We start from the raw sequence: 16,627 nt of genomic DNA on the forward strand, positions 1-16,627 counted from the left end.
TGGGTTTCCCTACCGGTGGGGAAACTAATTGAGAACACCCCCTGGTGCTCACTGCAGCACCGGACCCTGCCTCATGCAGGACAGCACGCAACCGGAGTCCTGGACTTCCTGGTTCACGTAGACGCCATGCTCCGGATCGTAGGTGCGGACAAATACGCGAACCGTGGCGTCGGCCACGGTCGGCAGGCGTGAGTCGGAAAACACGTGCTCGCTTGAAACCGGAATGAATTCCCCGGGCGCACTCGGGATGTACGAACCCGGCGGCACGGTGCTCATGGACGGTGGTACGGGGTGGGCGAAGGGTTGGTCGGCGCCGTAGTAGTTGAATTCACTGCTGTAGTTGGTGGTGGGCATGTCGTCGGCGTTGGCGACGGCGGTCGCGCTCAGGCAGACGGCGAGCAACAGCGTCAGATTGGTTTTGTTCATGGCAACACCTGCGCAATCGGTTTAATCACATGTCCCCAAGGTCATTAACTATAGCTGCCGCCGTGGGCAGCCGTTGGCACTGTGCGGATTACAAGTTCGCAACACTTGCCAGGATGAGGTTGATCTAGACTCCGGCCGGTCAAATCGACGACCCGAACCCTGGAGCGTGCAATGGAACTGCCGACAAAAGAACAAGCCATCGCCAGTAACCGCGAGGCGTGGAATGACTCCGCCCGTCACCACAAAGACTCAAGCGAATGGCAAGCCTTGTTGAAGGACGTGGCCCACGCGGATTTCTCCTGCCTGGATGACACCTTGACTGCCTTGCTGACCCAGACAGGTGTCGACGGCAAGGAGGTGGTGCAACTGGGCTGCAACAACGGCCGGGAAAGTCTGTCGCTGTTTGCCCTGGGCGCGCGCAGCGTGGTGGGCGTCGACCAGTCTGAAGCATTTCTCGAACAGGCACGGGAACTGGCGTCCCGCTCACCCCATGCGCCGCAATTCATCGAAGCGGACATTCACCACTTGCCTGCGCAACTGCAGGAGCGCTTTGACCTGGCGCTGATCACCATCGGCGTGCTGAACTGGATGCCGGACATCGGCGAATTTTTCCGCCATGTGGCGTGCACGCTGAAGCCGGGTGGGGCGCTGGTGGTGTACGAAACCCACCCGTTCCTGGAAATGTTCGACCCCGAGGCAACCGATCCTTTTCGTCTGGCCAGCTCATACTTCCGTCGCGAACCGTTCGTGCAGCACGAACCGATCGTCTACGAAGGCAAGGTCGAACAGCCGTCGGCGGCGTCCTACTGGTTCGTCCATACCCTGGGCGACCTCTTCAGCGCCGCCATTGCGGCAGGGCTGCAGATCCGTCACTTCAAGGAGTACCCGCACTCCAATCGCGAAGAACTCTATGACCGCTATCAGCAGCAGGTGGCGCAGTTGCCGTTGTGTTTTACGTGGGTGGTGGTGAAGGGCTGAGTAGCGGCTGCTGACGCCATCGCGAGTAGGTCCGCGAAGGTGGCCTGATGGCCGGCCTTTGCTTCGTTGACTGAGTACATATCCGTTATTTAGGTAACGGCGACTTATGGTTTCGCCCTTACGGCGAGTCCCTTTTGTCAAACGCCACAAAAGGAACCAAAAAGTCTCGCCCCTTACGTACGGCCCCTCGCTGAGGCTCGGGGTTCCTTCGCTCCGGTATTCATCCGGGGGCATTGCCCTCCGGTCGGCTTCGCTTCGACCTACATGCAATGAGTTCGACTGCGTCGAACGGCGCTGCGCGCCCATCCCCGGATGAACACCTCCGCTCAGCCTGCCGAGGGGGCGGGTGGATCAAGATCAAGAGCTGCAGGCGAGCTAACGCTCGGCCTGATGAGTGGTGAAGAGCGTCTGTGTACGCCGATCTGCCTTTGCTCTTTTGTAGGAGCTGCGGTGCGGCGATCCGACTTGCCAGCGAAGGCGGCCTGCCAGCCGACCAATTTCTTTCGAATGTACCCAGCCCAACTGTAGGAGCTGCCGAAGGCTGCGATCTTTTGCTCTTGTTTGTCAGGAGTAACGCCAAAGGATCGCAGCCTCGTTGCACTCGACAGCTCCTACCAGCGCCTACGGGGCAATGCGCACGCATGAAGAACCAGGCCGGCCAGCCGACCTGATTTTGCGGATGTATCAATGCGTAGGAGCTGCCGAAGGCTGCGATCTTTTGATCTTGTTTGTCAGTAATAAAGCCAAAAGATCGCAGCCTCGTTGCACTCGACAGCTCCTACCAGCTCCTACGGGGAAATGCGCACGCATGAAGCACCAGGCCGGCCGGTAGGCCGCCTCGGACGCTGTTGCGGTGTACGCCCCCTCGTGAGGCCGAATGTCAGGGGCAAGAGCCCTTGGTTACTTGGGGCTTTTCCAAGTGACCCGCTGTAAAAGCGGAACCGCCAGAGGCCGTTACCGCAGCAATGGATATGTACACCTGCAAAAATCCACGCCGCCTGCCACACCGCCATCGCGGGCAAGCCACACTCCCACAGGTATTGCGAATTACTCCATAACGGCCCGCGCACGGTGAGGCGCAGCATCGCCCGCAGCGGTATACGCCACCCTCGGCACACCCGGCAAGCGCTGTTCCAGCAGTGCACTCAAGGACTCTCCCGGCTCCAGGTAGGCATCACCGAAGTCGGCGCCAAGCTGGTTCGGGTGGGCGACGATTTCCAGCAGTCCGTCGGCTGGCGGCTCGGCGTTGCGCAGATCCACCGGGGTGCACACGTAGTCGGCGGTGGCGCCGGCCAGGTTGCTCAGGCGACGGTTGAGCAGGTCCTTGAACACGCGCTTGGGCAAGCTGAGGTTTTGTCCCAGGTTGCGCGCCAGACGCACCGGCACCCCCTGGCGGGCGGCGAAGCGCGCGACGATCTCGCCGATCGGCCAGATGTTGTGCACGTGCTGATGGGAGTCCAGGTGGCTGGGGCGCAGGCCGTTGTCCAGGCAGCGCTGCCACTGGGCTTCGAGTTCTTCCAGTACGGCGTGGCGATCCCGGCGCCCGAGCCAGAGGCGGGTGCGGGACAGGTTGAGATCGAACACACCGGCACCGTCGCAAAACGTCGGGCGTTGCACAATGCTCTGGCTCAATGGACGGCCGTAGGTCAGGTTGAAGTGCAGGCCGATGCGGCCTTCGAGCAAGGGATGCCGGGCCATGGCACAGGCTGCTTCGAACGCCGGCATGTTGGCCATGGCGGTGGCGGAGCTGATGAGCCCGGCCTGGAACGCGCCCAGGATCACCGCGTTTTCACAGGCACTGAGGCCGAAATCGTCAGCGTTGACTATCACTTGCCGAGGCATGTTTACCCTCCTTGAGGTTTTCCGTAGGCGCAGGCGTCTTGACGACAGGTGTCGCGCCGGGGGTAGGGGTGGCGACTGCGGCCGCCGCGCGCCGGGCGCGCCATTGCTGCAATCGGGGTTTGAAGCGTTGCCAGACCCGCAAGGCCAGCCCCAGCACCAGACCGCCTGGACGCCAGGAGTAAAAACTCCAGCGCCAGTGTTCCAGTTGCCCGGTCATGCGTTCGTGCAGTTGATGGCTGGAGTTTTCCAGGCTGACCCGTGACGCATCGATCCACTGCCAGTGGTCTTCCAGGCCCCAGCGAATCCACTCTTCGAGCAGCACCCGGCCGCTGCCCAGGTCGGCATATTGCGGCAGGAACGCCAGGTTGTAGTCGTACAGTCGGCCCTGTTCCAGCAAGCCGAGGCGATAGCTGATGCAGCGCCCCTCCAGCTCCAGCACCACCACGCGCACCAGGCCCCGGGCCGCGAGGGCGGTAAAGGCGCGGTCCATCCACTGGCGATGGCGCGCATCGGAAAAGATCCCGACCCCTTCATCGCCTTTCCAGCTCACCGCTTCGACTTCACTGATGTCCTGCAACAGCGGCCCCATGGTCAGGGCGTCGGGGGTAATCCGCCGCACCTGGGCCCCGCACGCGGCGATGCGTTTGCGCGCGCGGCGCAGTTTGTAGCGCGGGTCGCCGGAGACTTCCTGATGGTCGGCCTCGCTGATCAGGTGCACCGGCACCCGACAACTGAGGCGTTGTTCGGCGGTCGAACTCAGTGCCTGCCACGGTGCCAGGGCCTGCGCCGTGGGGCCGGCCAGTTCGTTGAGTTGCAGCACGGCATGGGGCAGGTGTTGACGGATCTGCGTCAACGCATCGCGCATAGCGTCGTCGTCCAGCCTCGTCAGCAGTGCGAGGCGGTCGGCGAGGGGATAGCCCAAATGATGCAGGACCCGAAACGGCAAACGCGCAAAACGCTCCACGGACGCCACCAGCGGCAGGCACAGCGCCAGTTCGTCACCCTGCCAGCCGAGCAGCACATGCAACTGCTCGCCGGGTTTGAGTGCCAGTTCCGACGCGTATAGCCAGGCCAGTTTGTTGAACGGCGTGTGATCCGTTACGCGCTGGCGCAACGCTTCGTAAGCCGCTATCGGAAAGTCGTCGGTGCACAGCGAAGTGCGCCATTCGAATCGTGCAGGCATAAGGTCAGCTCGCCTCGGCGGGAACAGGAGAGGGTGCCGGTTTGCGCAAGGCATCCAGGCGTGATCCGCTGTAGCGGGTTTCGCGGAAGAAGCGCCAGCCGAACAGGTGGTAGATGTTCATGATCCGTCCTTGCTCGCGATACCCCATGCGGATGTGCAGCTTGAGCGCGGGAATGTTGTGGGACTCGCAGATATCTACCACTTTGTTGCAGCCCTGATCAGCCATGGCTTTCCACAGGTTCAGCTGGAAATCGACCGACAGCGTGGTGCCCCGGTAGGCAGGAATCTGCTCGAGAGCGAACTCGAAGAACTCACCAGGCTTCACCGGGAACATGCAGCCGTAGTAATGACGGTCGAAATAATCGCGAGTGCTGCCCCAGATAAAGGCCACGGCATCGCCGTTTTCATCCAGGTACATATGCCCGGTGTACCCTTCGCACGCCAACTCGGTCATGGTGCCCACGCGATCGCCGAAGTGCCTGGCGAACGCGACGGCGTTTTGTGGGGTGATGGTTTCCAGTCGCAGCGGTGTATAGGGCCGAAGCTTGTGTGGCGGTACCGGGCTCACCAGATCACGCTCCATCCACAACAGTTCTTCGTGGAAAAATACGTAGTGTTTCCACAACTTGCCGACGGTGGCGCGCAGGCCTTTTTGCTTGATGTGATCGCTGAGTTTTTTCAGAACATTCATGTTTTTGACTCCTGACGGTGTTGGCCGTGAGTGGAGTGACTCAATGCGCGGCGAATCGTCCACGGGGCAAAAAAAATGACGTTCATGAGGCGCTCCAGCTGAGGGCAAACAGGGTTTCTCCCGGTAAATCGAAGCTGATGCGACCCTCCAGGCATTTGAAAGATGCGTCGCGACTGCGGTTGTCGGCGCCGAAATAGCGCAATGAGCCCAGGGACAATGGACATTGCGCGCCGGCCAGGCTCACACGCTGCAGGCGTGAGCCTTTGTTGACGCCCAGCAGGCTGCGTTCGTGCCCGGCAGACATGGCCAGCACGTCAACCTCGAAGGCGTCGTTCTCCAGGCGCATGACATCGCGTAGCCAATGCTGGCGGATGAATTGCTGCGCCAGGCCTACGGGCTTGAGCTCGTATTCATCCTTGCCGAGCACGCGCAACATGCCCTTGGGATACTCAGGTTCGTCGGCGGCCTGGAACCAGCCGAGCATGTCGAGCAAGCCGTCCTGGGAAGCATTGATGATGACCGAGGCCCACCATAACGAGGCGTAGTGGGTTTCCTGATCGTAAGGGCTGAGGCTGGCCCCGCTGGACATGTTGGTCTGGTCCAGCAACAAGGCTTTGCGCGGTCGTCCCTGGGCGTCGAGCCCCACCAGCTCTGCCGCTTTGCGTACGCTATCGCGGTAGACGCGGGTCGCCAGCAGGTCGCGGACCATCCATTCGTGCCACGCCAGCGCATCGATCTTGTCGCCGGACTCGGCCAGCAAGCGCCGGGCCCAGTCGATGCCGCGCTTGTCGGCGGCATTGTCGATGAGCGGGCCATTGACGAACCGGGAGCTGGCCGGCATGGCGATGCGCACGCCGGCTTTGGCGTTGTCCGGGTTGCTGCGCACTTGCCAGGCCATGCTGTTGAAAAGGCGCTTGTAGGTTGCGTAATCCGGGTAGTTGAGGTTCGGTTCGTCGGCAAAGCCGATGTAGTGCGTGCCCTTGCCGCCAAGTGCGCGTGTGGCGGCGAGCCAGGCGTCGAGGCCGGCGTTGCTGGTGGTGTCGGCGCGCAGGTCGGCCTTGCGCTGACGGCCGGCCAGCAGGGTGATGTCCTGAGTGATGCCCAAGCGATCCTGATACAGCCGGCGGAACACGTCTTCGTAATGCGGCCGCGTCGCCATGATGTCGACCAGGCTGTAATAGGTTCCGGCCTGTGGTTGCAGGGCATCGAGCACGGTGAAACTGGAATCCGGCAGTCGCGCATAGGGCAGGGCGATACCCAGGTTCGGGGTCTTGCCGAGCACGTCGTTGTGCAGCGTCAGCCGGGTCTGGCCTTCGTCTTCGCGCAAGGGTTTGAGCTGTTGCGGGTTTTGGGCGAACAGGTTGGCCGTGCCGTCGAGCCAGAATGCGACCTTGCCGCTACCGCGCAATTGCAGGCGCCAGACTTGATCGGTGGTTGCAACGGGCAACTCGACTTTGTCGAACTGCCAATAGGCGGGGTAAGGCTTGAGAGACAGTGAAAGCTGTTGGCCGTCACTCATGCGCTGCGCTTGCAACGCGCCGACGCCACCGTGGAATTTACCGGCGAGCACCGCGTGCTCACCGGCCGCGACCTTGAAATACAACTCGTCACCGTCCCGGGGCTCGGCGCTCAAATGCACCTTGGCCGGGGCGAACAGTGCGACGGTGTGTTCGTCGTGCTCAACCGTATAACGGCGGAAGCTGTAGCCAGGAATTTCCAGTCGATAACTGGCGTCGCCCGGCGCCAGGTCCCAGTGTTGACTACCGCTGGGCTCATCGGCGGCTATCAGTCGTTCGCTCTGGAGTTTGCCCTGGCCGTCGAGCAAGTAGAGGTGCTCTTCGTTGGCTTGCGCCTGCCACACCGGGGCCCAGTGCACGGTCAGGGTGTCGGGGCGGTCCGTTTGCAGGTACAGGCTGGCGTCGCGGATATCGGCCCAACGCATGGGCGCAGCTTCGGCGCTCAGCCCGAGGCCAAGACTCACCAGCAATAACAGGTGTTTCATGCCGACTTCCGTTGCAACATCAGCAGCATCGGCGCGATATCGCCGGGCAGGACGATGAGCGTTTGCCAGACCGGCACGTGGCTTAACCGGCAATACACCACCAACAGCGCCAGGGTCACGGCCAGGTACGCGATAGAAGACGCGGCTGCTGCGCCGACGATGCCGTAGGTCGGGATCAGCAGCACATTGAGCGCCAGGTTGAGCAGGGCGCTGAGGCCCATCAACAATGAAATCGTGCCGGGCCGGTTTTTGCCCAGCAGGTCCAGGCGCAGAATGCTCATGTAGCACAGACCAAACAGGCCTGGCAGCAGCGCCAGCAACGCAGGGTAGGCAGGCTGATAGGCCTCGCCAAACAGCGTCACGATCAACCATTCACCGACCACTGCCATGCTCAGGCAAGCGCCGAGCATCACCGTAGCGGTCAGGCGCAAGGCCAGTGGCGTGATTTTTTCGATGCCTTCTTCCTGTTGCAGCAGGCGCTTCATCAGCGGCGTGGTCACCGCTTCCGGAACGATCAGCAGCAACTCGGCGGCTGCGCTGGCCATGGCGTAGTGACCCAGTGCCGTGGTGCCGAGCAGGGCGCCGATGAACAGGTAGTCGGAGCGCAGAATCACTTGCTGGAACAGCAGGTCCGGATGGCTGCGGGCGCTGTAGCGCAGCAGTTCGTTTTGACTGGCGCGGTCCCATTGCAGGCTCAGCGGGTGCTCGCGCTTGAGCCAGACCCAACCGGCCAGCACCACCAGGCTGATCCCCGCCAGCCAACTGATCAGCGCCGCTTCCAGGGCTGCGCTTTTCCACATCCAGAACAGGGCAAGGAACACCAGCAGCGGCGCCAGCGACTCGACCAGGCGCAAGGCATTGAAGGCGACCACCCCACCCGAGGCATTGTGCAGGGTCAGCAAGCCGCTTTTGAGCACGGTCAGCGGCACCGCCAGCAGCAACAGCCAGGCGAGCAGGCCCAATTGCAGGGTGATGTCCAGTTCTTTGCCGAACTCGCGGGTCAGCGCCACCACCAGCAAGGTCAGCAACGCCGCCAGCAGACAACCGAACAGCAGCACCTGGCTGAGCAGCAAGCCCATCGGTCGTTGCTTGGCCGCCTGATAGCCCACGGCTGAATTCAAGCCGCCGCTGGTGGCGGCGCTGATCAGGTCGGGCAGGGTGTTGAGCAAGGCAAACAAGCCCCGTTCGCTGGGGCCGAGAATCCGCGCCAGCAATATGTTACGCAGCAAGCGCAGGGCGATCATCGCCAGCTTGGTGCCCATGCTCAGGGCCAGGTGCCTGAGGTAGTTGCTGCGGCTCATGGACGTGCCCCACGGTAGATGCGCCAGGACAGCAACCCTGGATCGCGCGCGGTACGCTGGCTCACGCCGAAGCGTGGCAGGGCCAGAGGATCTTCGGCCCCTCGATAAATGCCGGTGCCGGTGCCCAGGGCAAACGGGAAGTCATGCCTGGCCACCTGTTGGCGCACCCGCGCATCGTTGTCGCCATTGGGGTAGCAGTAAACCGGCAGCGGTCGTTTGCAACCGTGGAGCAGCGCGTCGCGACTGCGGCTCAGCTCTTCATCCAGGCGTTGATCATCGAGGCCGGTGAGGATGGCGTGGCTGGCGCCATGGGGGCCGAAGCGCACCAGGCCGGACGCTTCCAGATAGCGCACTTGCTGCCAGTCCAGCGCCTGGGGCAGCGACTCCTGCGGGCAGGCGTCGGTCAAGCAATTGAGGTCTAGCGGCGACAGGGTTTTCAGACTCTGCAAAAAATTCAGCAGTGCGAGGCTGCGGCGTTGTTCATCCGGGTTTTCGCACAGTACCGGCAACGGACGCCCAAGTTGCTGCAGGCATTCGATCAGGTGCCGGCGTGCCGGTTCGCCATGGCTGTTCCACAGGGTTTCGCCGATGCTTTCCCACCAGAACCGCTGGCGGCTGCCAATGAAATCGGTGGACAGAAAGATGCTCGCCGGCACCTGGTGTTTGTGCAGCAACGGGAAGGCGTTCAGCGCGTTGTCGCGCCAGCCGTCGTCGAAGGTCAGCGCTACTTTCGGCCGCTCCGAGCGCGGCGTGCCGGGCTGCAGAATGTCCATCAGCGGCACGCAGTCGAAGTGTTTTTTCAACCACACCAGCAAGTGTTCGAAGGCCTTTGGCCCGACGCACAGCTCATTGCGATGGGGCAGTTCGGCGGCCTGGTCACTGGCCAGCACCCGGTGCAGCATCAGGATCACACCGGCGCCGTGCAGTTGATTGCGCCCGACCGGGGAGTTCAGGTACAGCCAGCCACTGGTGCGTTTTAACAGTTGTTTGATTGCCACGGCACGCACCTCTCATCGATTTTGCTCGGGGTTCCATTGGGCGTAACGCTGCCCGCGCAGGAACTGCCACAGACCGATGCTCATCCCGGCAAGGGTCACCAGGAGGAACGCGGCCAGGCGAAAGGGTTTGGGCAAGCGGTGTTGCGAATCCAGCAGGCCGGCAATGGCCATGGTGTAACCGAGCAATTGTGCGATCAGGCTCAGGCGATAAAAGCCGTGGTCTTCCCACAGCCAGAAATTGCTCAGCAGCAACGGCAGCAACAGGATCGGCGCCAGCCGCCGGATCAGCTTGTGGCTGATCAAGGCAATCGCATACAGGCCGTGGGTCAGCGGATTCATCAGCTCCCGGCGCTCGGCCAGGCTTTGCAAGCCACCCACGGTGACGCGCTGACGGCGGCGAAATTGCTTGTCGGCTTCGTCCACGCCCTGGTCGATCACCCGAGCCTGGGGCACGTAGACAATCCGCTTGAACGCCACGGGGGCGCAGGTGCTGATAAAGAAATCGTCGTTGACCTGCGCCGGCACGTTCTGGAACAACTCGCGGCGCAGGGCGAGCAATGCGCCGTCGGCGGAGACCATGCAGCCGGTGCGATTTTCCACATAGCGCAGCCAGCCTTCGTAATGCCGATACAGGCTGTCGCCCACGCTCAAGCCCTTGCCGGTCACCGGGATCATCATGTGCCCGGCGCAGCCACCGACCTGCGGGTCGTTGAGCGGTGCGAGCAAATGGCCGAGGGTGTCGGTGGACCATTGGTTGTCGGCGTCGGTGAACACCAGGATTGCACCGCTGCTGATCGCGACCCCGGCATTGAGCGTCGCCGCCTTGCCCTGGCGGGGCAGGTCGAGCACGGTGATGCGCGGGTCCTCGACCCGGCGCGCGCAGGCCACGGTGTCGTCGGTCGAACCGTCACTGGCCAGGATGATGTGCAGCGAGCGGGCCTGATAATCCTGGGCCAGCACGGTGCGCAGTTTTTCTTCGATATGCCGCGCTTCGTTGTGCGCGGCAATCACGATGCTCACGTCCATCGGTTGGGCCGGCCCATGGCGCGCTGCCGGGTAAAACGGTGCCAGCAAGGTCAGCAACAAGGGGTAGCCGAGGTAGGCGTAAACCGGCAGCAACAGGCACAACCAGTAAATGAATTCAGCCACGGGCGGGCCTCCTGGCATTCCAATGACAAAGGCTGAGGATGAACCCGGCGCCCGCCAGGTGCAGGCGCACCCAGTGCAGGCCCCAGAGTTGCAGGGTCAGGAGCGGGTCGCGGTGTCTGGCACTCTGACGCAGGCTCAGGGCCAGGGCGGGCAGGACGGTCAGCAGCAGCATCAGCAGCGAATGATGGGGGAAACCGTCGAGCAGGGCGGAAATGGCCATGAAATCGATGACCCAGGCGGCAATCGACAGCAGCGGAAAGCGCAGCAAGCGCAGGCTCGGGCCATGGGTGCGCAGCAGTTGCAGATGACTGCCCTGGCGCCACAATTCCTTGCCCATCCATTCCCGCCAACTGCATTCGTAACCCCAATGCAGCGCCACGCTTTGGTTGACCGAGCGCAGCTTGGCACCGGCGTCGACCAGGCGCATGGTCAGTTCCTTGTCCTCGCCGGTGCGCAGTTGTTCATTGAAACCACCGACCTTGTCGAACCAGCGACGGCGCATCAGCAGGTTGCAAGTGGGCAGCCATTGCGCGACATGCAGCGGCTGCGTGTCGGGGCGCAAGGTGCGGCGCTGCCAGGCGTCGGCGTACCACGGCGCTTCGGCCGGGGTGTGCAGGTCCAGGCCGATGACATCGCCCTGGCCGCCGGACTCGAGGTCGAACAACAGCTTGAGCCAGTTCTCGGGCATCTCGACGTCGGCATCGATAAAGGCCAGCCATTCACCACTGGCAATCGCCGCTCCGCGATTGCGCAACGCGCCGATGAGCAGGCCGGGCAGGACCAGAACCTGGGCGCCGAGCTGCCGGGCAATGTCCGGGCCCTGGTCGTCGGAGCCGTTGTCGAGCACGATCAACTCGCATTCGACGTTGGCCGCCTCGGCGGCGTGTCGTGCCGCGAGCAGGGTCCGGGCGATGTGCTGCTCCTCGTTGTACATCGGGATGATGATACTGATGCGGTTCATGCCTTGACCTCTTTCAGCGGGGCTTCTTCGGCTTTCGTGCGCAGCACGCCGGTCAACGCGAGCATGATCCACAGGTACTTGTGGTTCGGCGCGCTGAGGAACATCAGGAACAACGTCAACGACAGAAAACTCATACCCAGGTGGGTCATCAGATCGGCCTGATGCCCGTCTCCTCGCATCAGCCAGGCCCGTCGGGCGCGAATCAGGTTGTACAACCCCAGGGCCAGCATGCCGACGAACATCAGGCCGGCGGGAATCCCCAGTTCACTGAAGATTTCCAGGTAGGTGTTGTGGGCGCGGCGGTACAGGTCGTCGGTCTTGCCGCTGACGGAAAAGGTCTTGGCATAACCGGTGGTGGCGTAGTGCAGCGGGAACGTGCCGGGGCCGGTACCCAGCAAGGGATTCTCGGCGATCATGGCGCTGCCGACCACAATGTAGGAGGCGCGACGGCCCAGGGACGCGTCCTGACTCTTGGCCCCGGAGCTGAGGATGCTCAGCGACTGGATGCGCGCCACGTAACTGGCCGGCATCGCATACAGCCCCAGCGCAATCACAATCGTCAGGCCGAGCATGGCAAAGCCCAGGTGGCGTGGACGAATATGTGGCAACTGCGCGCGGTAGTGCCACGTGCCGATCAACAGGCTGAGGAGCAACACCACCAGCCCCGAACGGGATTCAGTCTTGGTCATGCCGGCCAGCAGCACGAGGGCACAGCCCCCCCAGAACAGCCGGTGCAACCGGTTCGGGCTGCGGACCACCAGCAACAGCGCCATGGGCACGGCGAAGGCGATCATCAGGGCAAATTCGTTCGGGTCATTGAGCATACCGGACGCACGGCCTTCGTCCTGGTATTTGGCTGAGAACATCGCCATGGCGCAGGTCACCGTGACACTGATGGCAACCAGTTTGGCGAACATGTCGAGGTTAAACTCACGCCCGACCAGCAGGGTGATGACAAACAGGATCAGGCCGACGCTCAATTCGCGCAGGTGGCCCAGGGACATGTCCATGTTGTCGGTGTTCAACAGGCTGAGCAGGTACAGCACCATGAACCCGATCAGGAAACGCCAGATATTGCTGCGCAAGCGCTCGGACGACCGTTGGTGAATCGCCAGTTGCAGCATCAGGATCAGCGCCAGCGAAGCTCCGAGGAACTTGGAGCCCGATAACGCGCTGTCCTTGAACAGGCCCTCGAAAGGCAGGATGGCGACAATGCCCAGCAGGCCCCAGGTCGGCTTGCGGTACAGCACCGCGACACCCACCAGGCCCAGAACCGCTCCCGGCGCCAGGTACGGATAAGGGCTGGCGAGCAATCCGAGGCAGACCAGGCCGAGCAAGCTGACGATCGAGAGCGGAACAATCACGCGCGTGCCTCCCGTGCAGTCCGGAGGTAAAGCTGCGACCAGCGTTCAGCCAGGACCTTGAGGTCGTAGTGATCCCGTTGCGTACGTTTTGCGTTGTCGATCAACTCGCCGGCCAGGGCCGGGTCATCCAGCAGCGCGCCGATCTGGCGGGCGAGGGCGGTGCTGTCGGTGGGCGCGGCCAGCAGGCCGTTGTGGCGGTCCTGCAAGACATCGGGAATCCCGCCGACGCCGAAGGCCACCACCGGCACCCCGGCCTGCATCGCTTCGAGCAGAATCATCGGCGTGCCTTCGGTGCGCGAGCTGATCACCAACGCATCGAGTTGCCGCCACCAGGCGCGCATGTCGGTCTGGTAGCCCGGCAGCGTGATGCGCGCCTGCAAGCCTGCCTCGTCGATCCGTGCCTGCAGGCTTTCGCGCTCCGGCCCGTCGCCGAGCATCACCGCGTCCAGTTGCGGGTACTGCTGACACAACGGGATCAGCGCATCGAGAAACAGGTCAGGGCCCTTTTCGCTACTCAGGCGCCCGACGTAACCGGCCAGCCAGCGTTGACGTGCGCCACTGTGCGGCGGCAAGTCGTTCGCCGCCGGCAGGCCGTTGGGGATCACCTGCAACTTGTCGGTGCGCACATTGGCCTGACGGTGCAGCGCCGCAATGCTTTCGGCGACACACACCACCCGGTTCACCGAGGCCGTGCGGCACAGTTGCAGGCTCAGCCAGGTGTAGAACTTCTGCTTGCGACTGCGCGGGGTGAAGCCGTGCTGGGTGATCACCAGTGGCAGGCGCAACAGCGTGGCGCCGAGCCAGCCGAACAACAGACCCTTGAAGTTGTGCGTATTGATCAGTGGCCGCTGGTCCCGTCGCTGGCGCAAATGCCCCAGCAATGCGCCCAGGCCTGCACAGCCGAGGCAATCGACTCCGGCCTGGCGAAATCGCGTGATCAGCTCTGGCGGCGCGTCGAGAAACAGCACCTGGTGTTGCCCCGGCGTCGCCAGGCAATGATCCAGCAGCATCCGCTCGGCGCCATAGAAGCCGCCGCTGCTGAGCAAATGAATGATCGGCAGGTCGTGGGTGGTACCGAGCGGCGCGTTCAATTGCGCACCCAATGCACGAGGGCCGGTACGCTCCAGTTCTTGTGCGGGTTGTTCGGCTGGGTGCTGTAATCATTGATCACCAGCAGCACCGGCAAGCCCAGTTCATGGGTGATTTGCGCAGGGTGCTTGAAGCGGTGGTCGAAGAACTCACGCACATAGACCAGGGCAATCGCCAGCAGCAAACCGGTGAACAGCCCGAACGGAATGATCAACATCGGCTTGGGGAACGCCGCTTCGGTCGGTTCGAACGGTGGGCTGAGTACCCGTGCGTTGGACAGGTCGTCGTCCAGCGCGCGTGCCGTGCTGCTTTCGGCGAAGCGCTGGGCATAGGTGCCGAACGCCTTGTGCAGCGCGTTGATCTCGGTGTCCATCTGCCGCAGCTTGCTGCGGGTTTCCTGCAACTGATGGATGCGATTCTTGAACTCGGCAATGCGCGCGGTTTTCTGGTCGATGACCGAGCTGATCGTCACCAGGTCGCTGGTGCGCTCCTGAATCCGGTTGCTGACAATCTTCAGGAATTGCTCACGGGCCCGGATGATTTGCTCGCGGGACATTTGCATCGGCTCACTGCCGGGCTGAAAGACCGCCAGGTCGTCCATGTAGCGGCTGACCAGGGTCGTCAGTCGCTCACCCAGTTGCTTGATCTCGCGGTCTTCGAACGCGACGCTGTCGACCGTGGTGGTGAAGGTGTAGGGGAAGGTGTAGTCGTTGAATCTGGCATTGTTGGCGGTCGCCAGGCTGGCTTTCAGGTAATCGAGCCAGCGCTGGCTTTGCAGCAGTCGGTCCTGATACAGGTTGAGCGCCTGCTCTTCGGTGTTGATCGCGTTGAGGCGGAACGTGATTTCTTCCTTGGGGTCGGACGAACCGATGCTTTCGAGCAAGGCCAGGCGATTGGCTTCCAGGCCATCGAGACGCACCTGGTACTGCAATTTCTTGGTTTCGTAGAAGCTCTGCGGCAGGTCGATCGATTGCATTTCCTGGCGGGTGACCAGGTAGTTTTGCAGCAGGGCAGTGACGAATCGGGTGCCTTGGGCCGGGTCAGGGAAGTGGTAGACGATCGAGATCACGTTGGAGCCCGGCAAGGTTTCAACCTTGAGGGCACTGGACGCTTGCTGCGTGAGGGCATCGAGCAGTGTGTCGCGTACCGGATCGGTCTGCAGCCCGAGCAGGCTGCGAACCGGGTTGATCACGTGTTCGCGAACGGGATTGATCACAAACCGTTTGAGCGGCTGCACCAGCAGTTTGTTGAAGGCGCTCACGGGCAGCGTGTACTCACCCTTTTCGCGCAACTGGCCGATGGTCTGGCGGATCAGGGCCGGCGAACGCAGGATATTGCTCTCGGTCTCCATGTCGGCCAGCGACGGTGGGATGAAGGAAGCGTTCTCCTGAGTGAGGGTGCTGGTGGCATCCCCCTGGGAGATTTTCTTGGACTGCACGATCACCTGGGCGGTGATATCGAAACTCTGCTTGAGCAACAGCGGCAAGACCACCGCGATCACGGCAAAGACCAGGAAGACTCGCTTCACCAACTGCTTGTTGGCGAAGAAGATCCTGAAGAACTCATGCAGGTAGTTTTCCTTTGGATTCATGTGGGTACCTGAGAGTTAGTTGCTGCCGTCGTCTTTGTTGTCGACGCGGTAGCTGAAGCTGAGGCCCATGCCCTGGAACAACACGACGTCCGCCAGTTGCCGCGCGAGCTCACCGGCGCTGGCCAGTTTGGTCTTGGGCACGTACAGCATGTCGTCCGCTTGCAGGTAGGCGATCTGGGTGGCGTCGCCGGACAAGGCTTTTTCCACGTCGTAGCGACGCGCGACCACCTGGTTGCCGTTGCGCCGCATGATCATCACCGAATCCAGGCGTGCCTTGGCGTTGGAGCCGCGGGCCATGGTCAGGGCTTCGAGCACCGACACCGGGCGGCGGATCGGATAGGAGCCTGGCTGGCCGACTTCACCCAGTACATAGATTTCGTTGCCGGCGGTGGACTTGAGCAGCACGTCCACGGTCATGCGCCCTGGCAGGGTGGCATAGCGATTATTCAGGTAGGTCTGCAGTTGGTTGATGGTCATGCCTTGCAGCGGCACGGCACCGATTTGCGGGAAGCTGGCGTAGCCGTCGCTGCCCACGGTGATTTCCCGGGTCATGCCGGTGGCGGGGTGGTTGAGCACAGACTTGAGGTTCCATTCATTGGCCAGCGGGCTCACCACCATCACTGACAGCTGATTGCGGTTGGGCTGGAACAGCTGTTTGCTATCGTAGGCGCGCTGAATTGCGTCCCGTGCTTCATCGCGGGTCAGGCCCTCGATTTTCACCGTGGTGTGGGCTCCCGGCAGTTCGATGGTGCCATCGGGCAGCACCAACTGGTTGCCGTTGAACTGGCTGGCAGCGGTGAAGTTCAGCGCGATCGTGTCCCCGGACTGCACGCGATAGGCGGCCGAACCACTGATGCTGATGCGGTAGATCACCTCCAGCACATCCTGTGGGCGCAGGGTCTGCTCGACCTTGGGCACGTCAGTGGCCTGGGCGTTGGCCGGTGGGGCCGTGAGGATTTGCACCGGCATGCTTTGCGATTCGTCGGAGGAAGTGCTGGAGCAACCTGCAAGGGGCAGCAACAGCAAGACAAGTATCTTGGCGTTCATGGCGT

The 16,627-nt window shown here is 62.5% G+C and carries 14 protein-coding genes; 1 reads left to right on the forward strand and 13 read right to left on the reverse strand.

What is annotated here, in order from left to right:
* Positions 1-48: 48 nt before the first annotated feature.
* Positions 49-426 carry a hypothetical protein gene (locus ACM6IK_RS23830; protein ID WP_414876265.1) on the reverse strand — a complete coding sequence of 126 codons (378 nt, stop codon included), beginning with the start codon at positions 424-426 and terminating at the stop codon, positions 49-51.
* A gap of 171 nt (positions 427-597) precedes the next feature.
* Here ACM6IK_RS23830 and ACM6IK_RS23835 point away from each other — a divergent pair, with 171 nt between their 5' ends.
* Positions 598-1,404: a class I SAM-dependent methyltransferase gene (locus ACM6IK_RS23835; RefSeq protein WP_414876266.1), complete on the forward strand. Its 807-nt coding sequence runs from the start codon at positions 598-600 to the stop codon at positions 1,402-1,404.
* 1,047 nt (positions 1,405-2,451) lie between these two features.
* On the opposite strand, the gene ACM6IK_RS23840 is transcribed toward ACM6IK_RS23835, so the two are convergent.
* From ACM6IK_RS23840 to ACM6IK_RS23895, 12 genes are all read right to left on the reverse strand, one after another.
* A complete protein-coding gene (locus tag ACM6IK_RS23840) occupies positions 2,452-3,246 on the reverse strand; it encodes a ChbG/HpnK family deacetylase (protein ID WP_414876267.1) in 795 nt (264 codons plus the stop codon).
* A complete protein-coding gene (locus ACM6IK_RS23845) occupies positions 3,218-4,429 on the reverse strand; it encodes a GNAT family N-acetyltransferase (protein ID WP_414876268.1) in 1,212 nt (403 codons plus the stop codon). Before ACM6IK_RS23845 ends, ACM6IK_RS23840 begins: the two co-directional genes overlap by 29 nt.
* Positions 4,430-4,433: 4 nt before the next feature.
* Complete coding sequence (locus ACM6IK_RS23850; protein WP_414876269.1) at positions 4,434-5,120, reverse strand: N-acetyltransferase; 687 nt, start codon at positions 5,118-5,120, stop codon at positions 4,434-4,436.
* Positions 5,121-5,202: 82 nt separating this feature from the next.
* A complete protein-coding gene (locus tag ACM6IK_RS23855) occupies positions 5,203-7,122 on the reverse strand; it encodes a hypothetical protein (RefSeq protein WP_414876270.1) in 1,920 nt (639 codons plus the stop codon).
* Complete coding sequence (locus ACM6IK_RS23860; protein WP_414876271.1) at positions 7,119-8,423, reverse strand: lipopolysaccharide biosynthesis protein; 1,305 nt, start codon at positions 8,421-8,423, stop codon at positions 7,119-7,121. Before ACM6IK_RS23860 ends, ACM6IK_RS23855 begins: the two co-directional genes overlap by 4 nt.
* Positions 8,420-9,421: a polysaccharide deacetylase family protein gene (locus ACM6IK_RS23865; RefSeq protein ID WP_414876272.1), complete on the reverse strand. Its 1,002-nt coding sequence runs from the start codon at positions 9,419-9,421 to the stop codon at positions 8,420-8,422. The genes ACM6IK_RS23860 and ACM6IK_RS23865 overlap by 4 nt, the downstream gene beginning before the upstream one ends.
* Before the next feature lie 12 nt (positions 9,422-9,433).
* Positions 9,434-10,570 (reverse strand): glycosyltransferase, encoded by a 1,137-nt coding sequence (locus ACM6IK_RS23870; RefSeq protein WP_414876273.1) that lies wholly within the window; start codon positions 10,568-10,570, stop codon positions 9,434-9,436.
* Positions 10,563-11,531, reverse strand: a complete 969-nt coding sequence (locus ACM6IK_RS23875; RefSeq protein ID WP_414876274.1) for a glycosyltransferase — start codon at positions 11,529-11,531, stop codon at positions 10,563-10,565. Before ACM6IK_RS23875 ends, ACM6IK_RS23870 begins: the two co-directional genes overlap by 8 nt.
* The gene (locus ACM6IK_RS23880; RefSeq protein ID WP_414876275.1) at positions 11,528-12,895 is read right to left on the reverse strand and encodes an O-antigen ligase family protein; all 1,368 of its coding nucleotides are present in this window, start codon (positions 12,893-12,895) and stop codon (positions 11,528-11,530) included. The genes ACM6IK_RS23875 and ACM6IK_RS23880 overlap by 4 nt, the downstream gene beginning before the upstream one ends.
* Complete coding sequence (locus tag ACM6IK_RS23885; protein WP_414876276.1) at positions 12,892-13,986, reverse strand: glycosyltransferase family 4 protein; 1,095 nt, start codon at positions 13,984-13,986, stop codon at positions 12,892-12,894. Before ACM6IK_RS23885 ends, ACM6IK_RS23880 begins: the two co-directional genes overlap by 4 nt.
* The gene (locus ACM6IK_RS23890; protein ID WP_414876277.1) at positions 13,983-15,575 is read right to left on the reverse strand and encodes a GumC family protein; all 1,593 of its coding nucleotides are present in this window, start codon (positions 15,573-15,575) and stop codon (positions 13,983-13,985) included. The genes ACM6IK_RS23885 and ACM6IK_RS23890 overlap by 4 nt, the downstream gene beginning before the upstream one ends.
* Before the next feature lie 15 nt (positions 15,576-15,590).
* Positions 15,591-16,622 carry a polysaccharide biosynthesis/export family protein gene (locus ACM6IK_RS23895; RefSeq protein ID WP_414876278.1) on the reverse strand — a complete coding sequence of 344 codons (1,032 nt, stop codon included), beginning with the start codon at positions 16,620-16,622 and terminating at the stop codon, positions 15,591-15,593.
* Positions 16,623-16,627 lie beyond the last annotated feature (5 nt).

The organism is Pseudomonas sp. IT-196MI5, assembly GCF_949767415.1.
In the GTDB taxonomy this organism is placed as follows: domain Bacteria; phylum Pseudomonadota; class Gammaproteobacteria; order Pseudomonadales; family Pseudomonadaceae; genus Aquipseudomonas.

What these genes read in the sequence shown, in the direction of transcription:
- ACM6IK_RS23830 (WP_414876265.1), bottom strand. Translation starts at nt 426, where the DNA reads ATGAACAAAACCAATCTGACGCTGTTGCTCGCCGTCTGCCTGAGCGCG.
- ACM6IK_RS23835 (WP_414876266.1), top strand. Translation starts at nt 598, where the DNA reads ATGGAACTGCCGACAAAAGAACAAGCCATCGCCAGTAACCGCGAGGCG.
- ACM6IK_RS23840 (WP_414876267.1), bottom strand. Translation starts at nt 3,246, where the DNA reads ATGCCTCGGCAAGTGATAGTCAACGCTGACGATTTCGGCCTCAGTGCC.
- ACM6IK_RS23845 (WP_414876268.1), bottom strand. Translation starts at nt 4,429, where the DNA reads ATGCCTGCACGATTCGAATGGCGCACTTCGCTGTGCACCGACGACTTT.
- ACM6IK_RS23850 (WP_414876269.1), bottom strand. Translation starts at nt 5,120, where the DNA reads ATGAATGTTCTGAAAAAACTCAGCGATCACATCAAGCAAAAAGGCCTG.
- ACM6IK_RS23855 (WP_414876270.1), bottom strand. Translation starts at nt 7,122, where the DNA reads ATGAAACACCTGTTATTGCTGGTGAGTCTTGGCCTCGGGCTGAGCGCC.
- ACM6IK_RS23860 (WP_414876271.1), bottom strand. Translation starts at nt 8,423, where the DNA reads ATGAGCCGCAGCAACTACCTCAGGCACCTGGCCCTGAGCATGGGCACC.
- ACM6IK_RS23875 (WP_414876274.1), bottom strand. Translation starts at nt 11,531, where the DNA reads ATGAACCGCATCAGTATCATCATCCCGATGTACAACGAGGAGCAGCAC.
- ACM6IK_RS23890 (WP_414876277.1), bottom strand. Translation starts at nt 15,575, where the DNA reads ATGAATCCAAAGGAAAACTACCTGCATGAGTTCTTCAGGATCTTCTTC.
- ACM6IK_RS23895 (WP_414876278.1), bottom strand. Translation starts at nt 16,622, where the DNA reads ATGAACGCCAAGATACTTGTCTTGCTGTTGCTGCCCCTTGCAGGTTGC.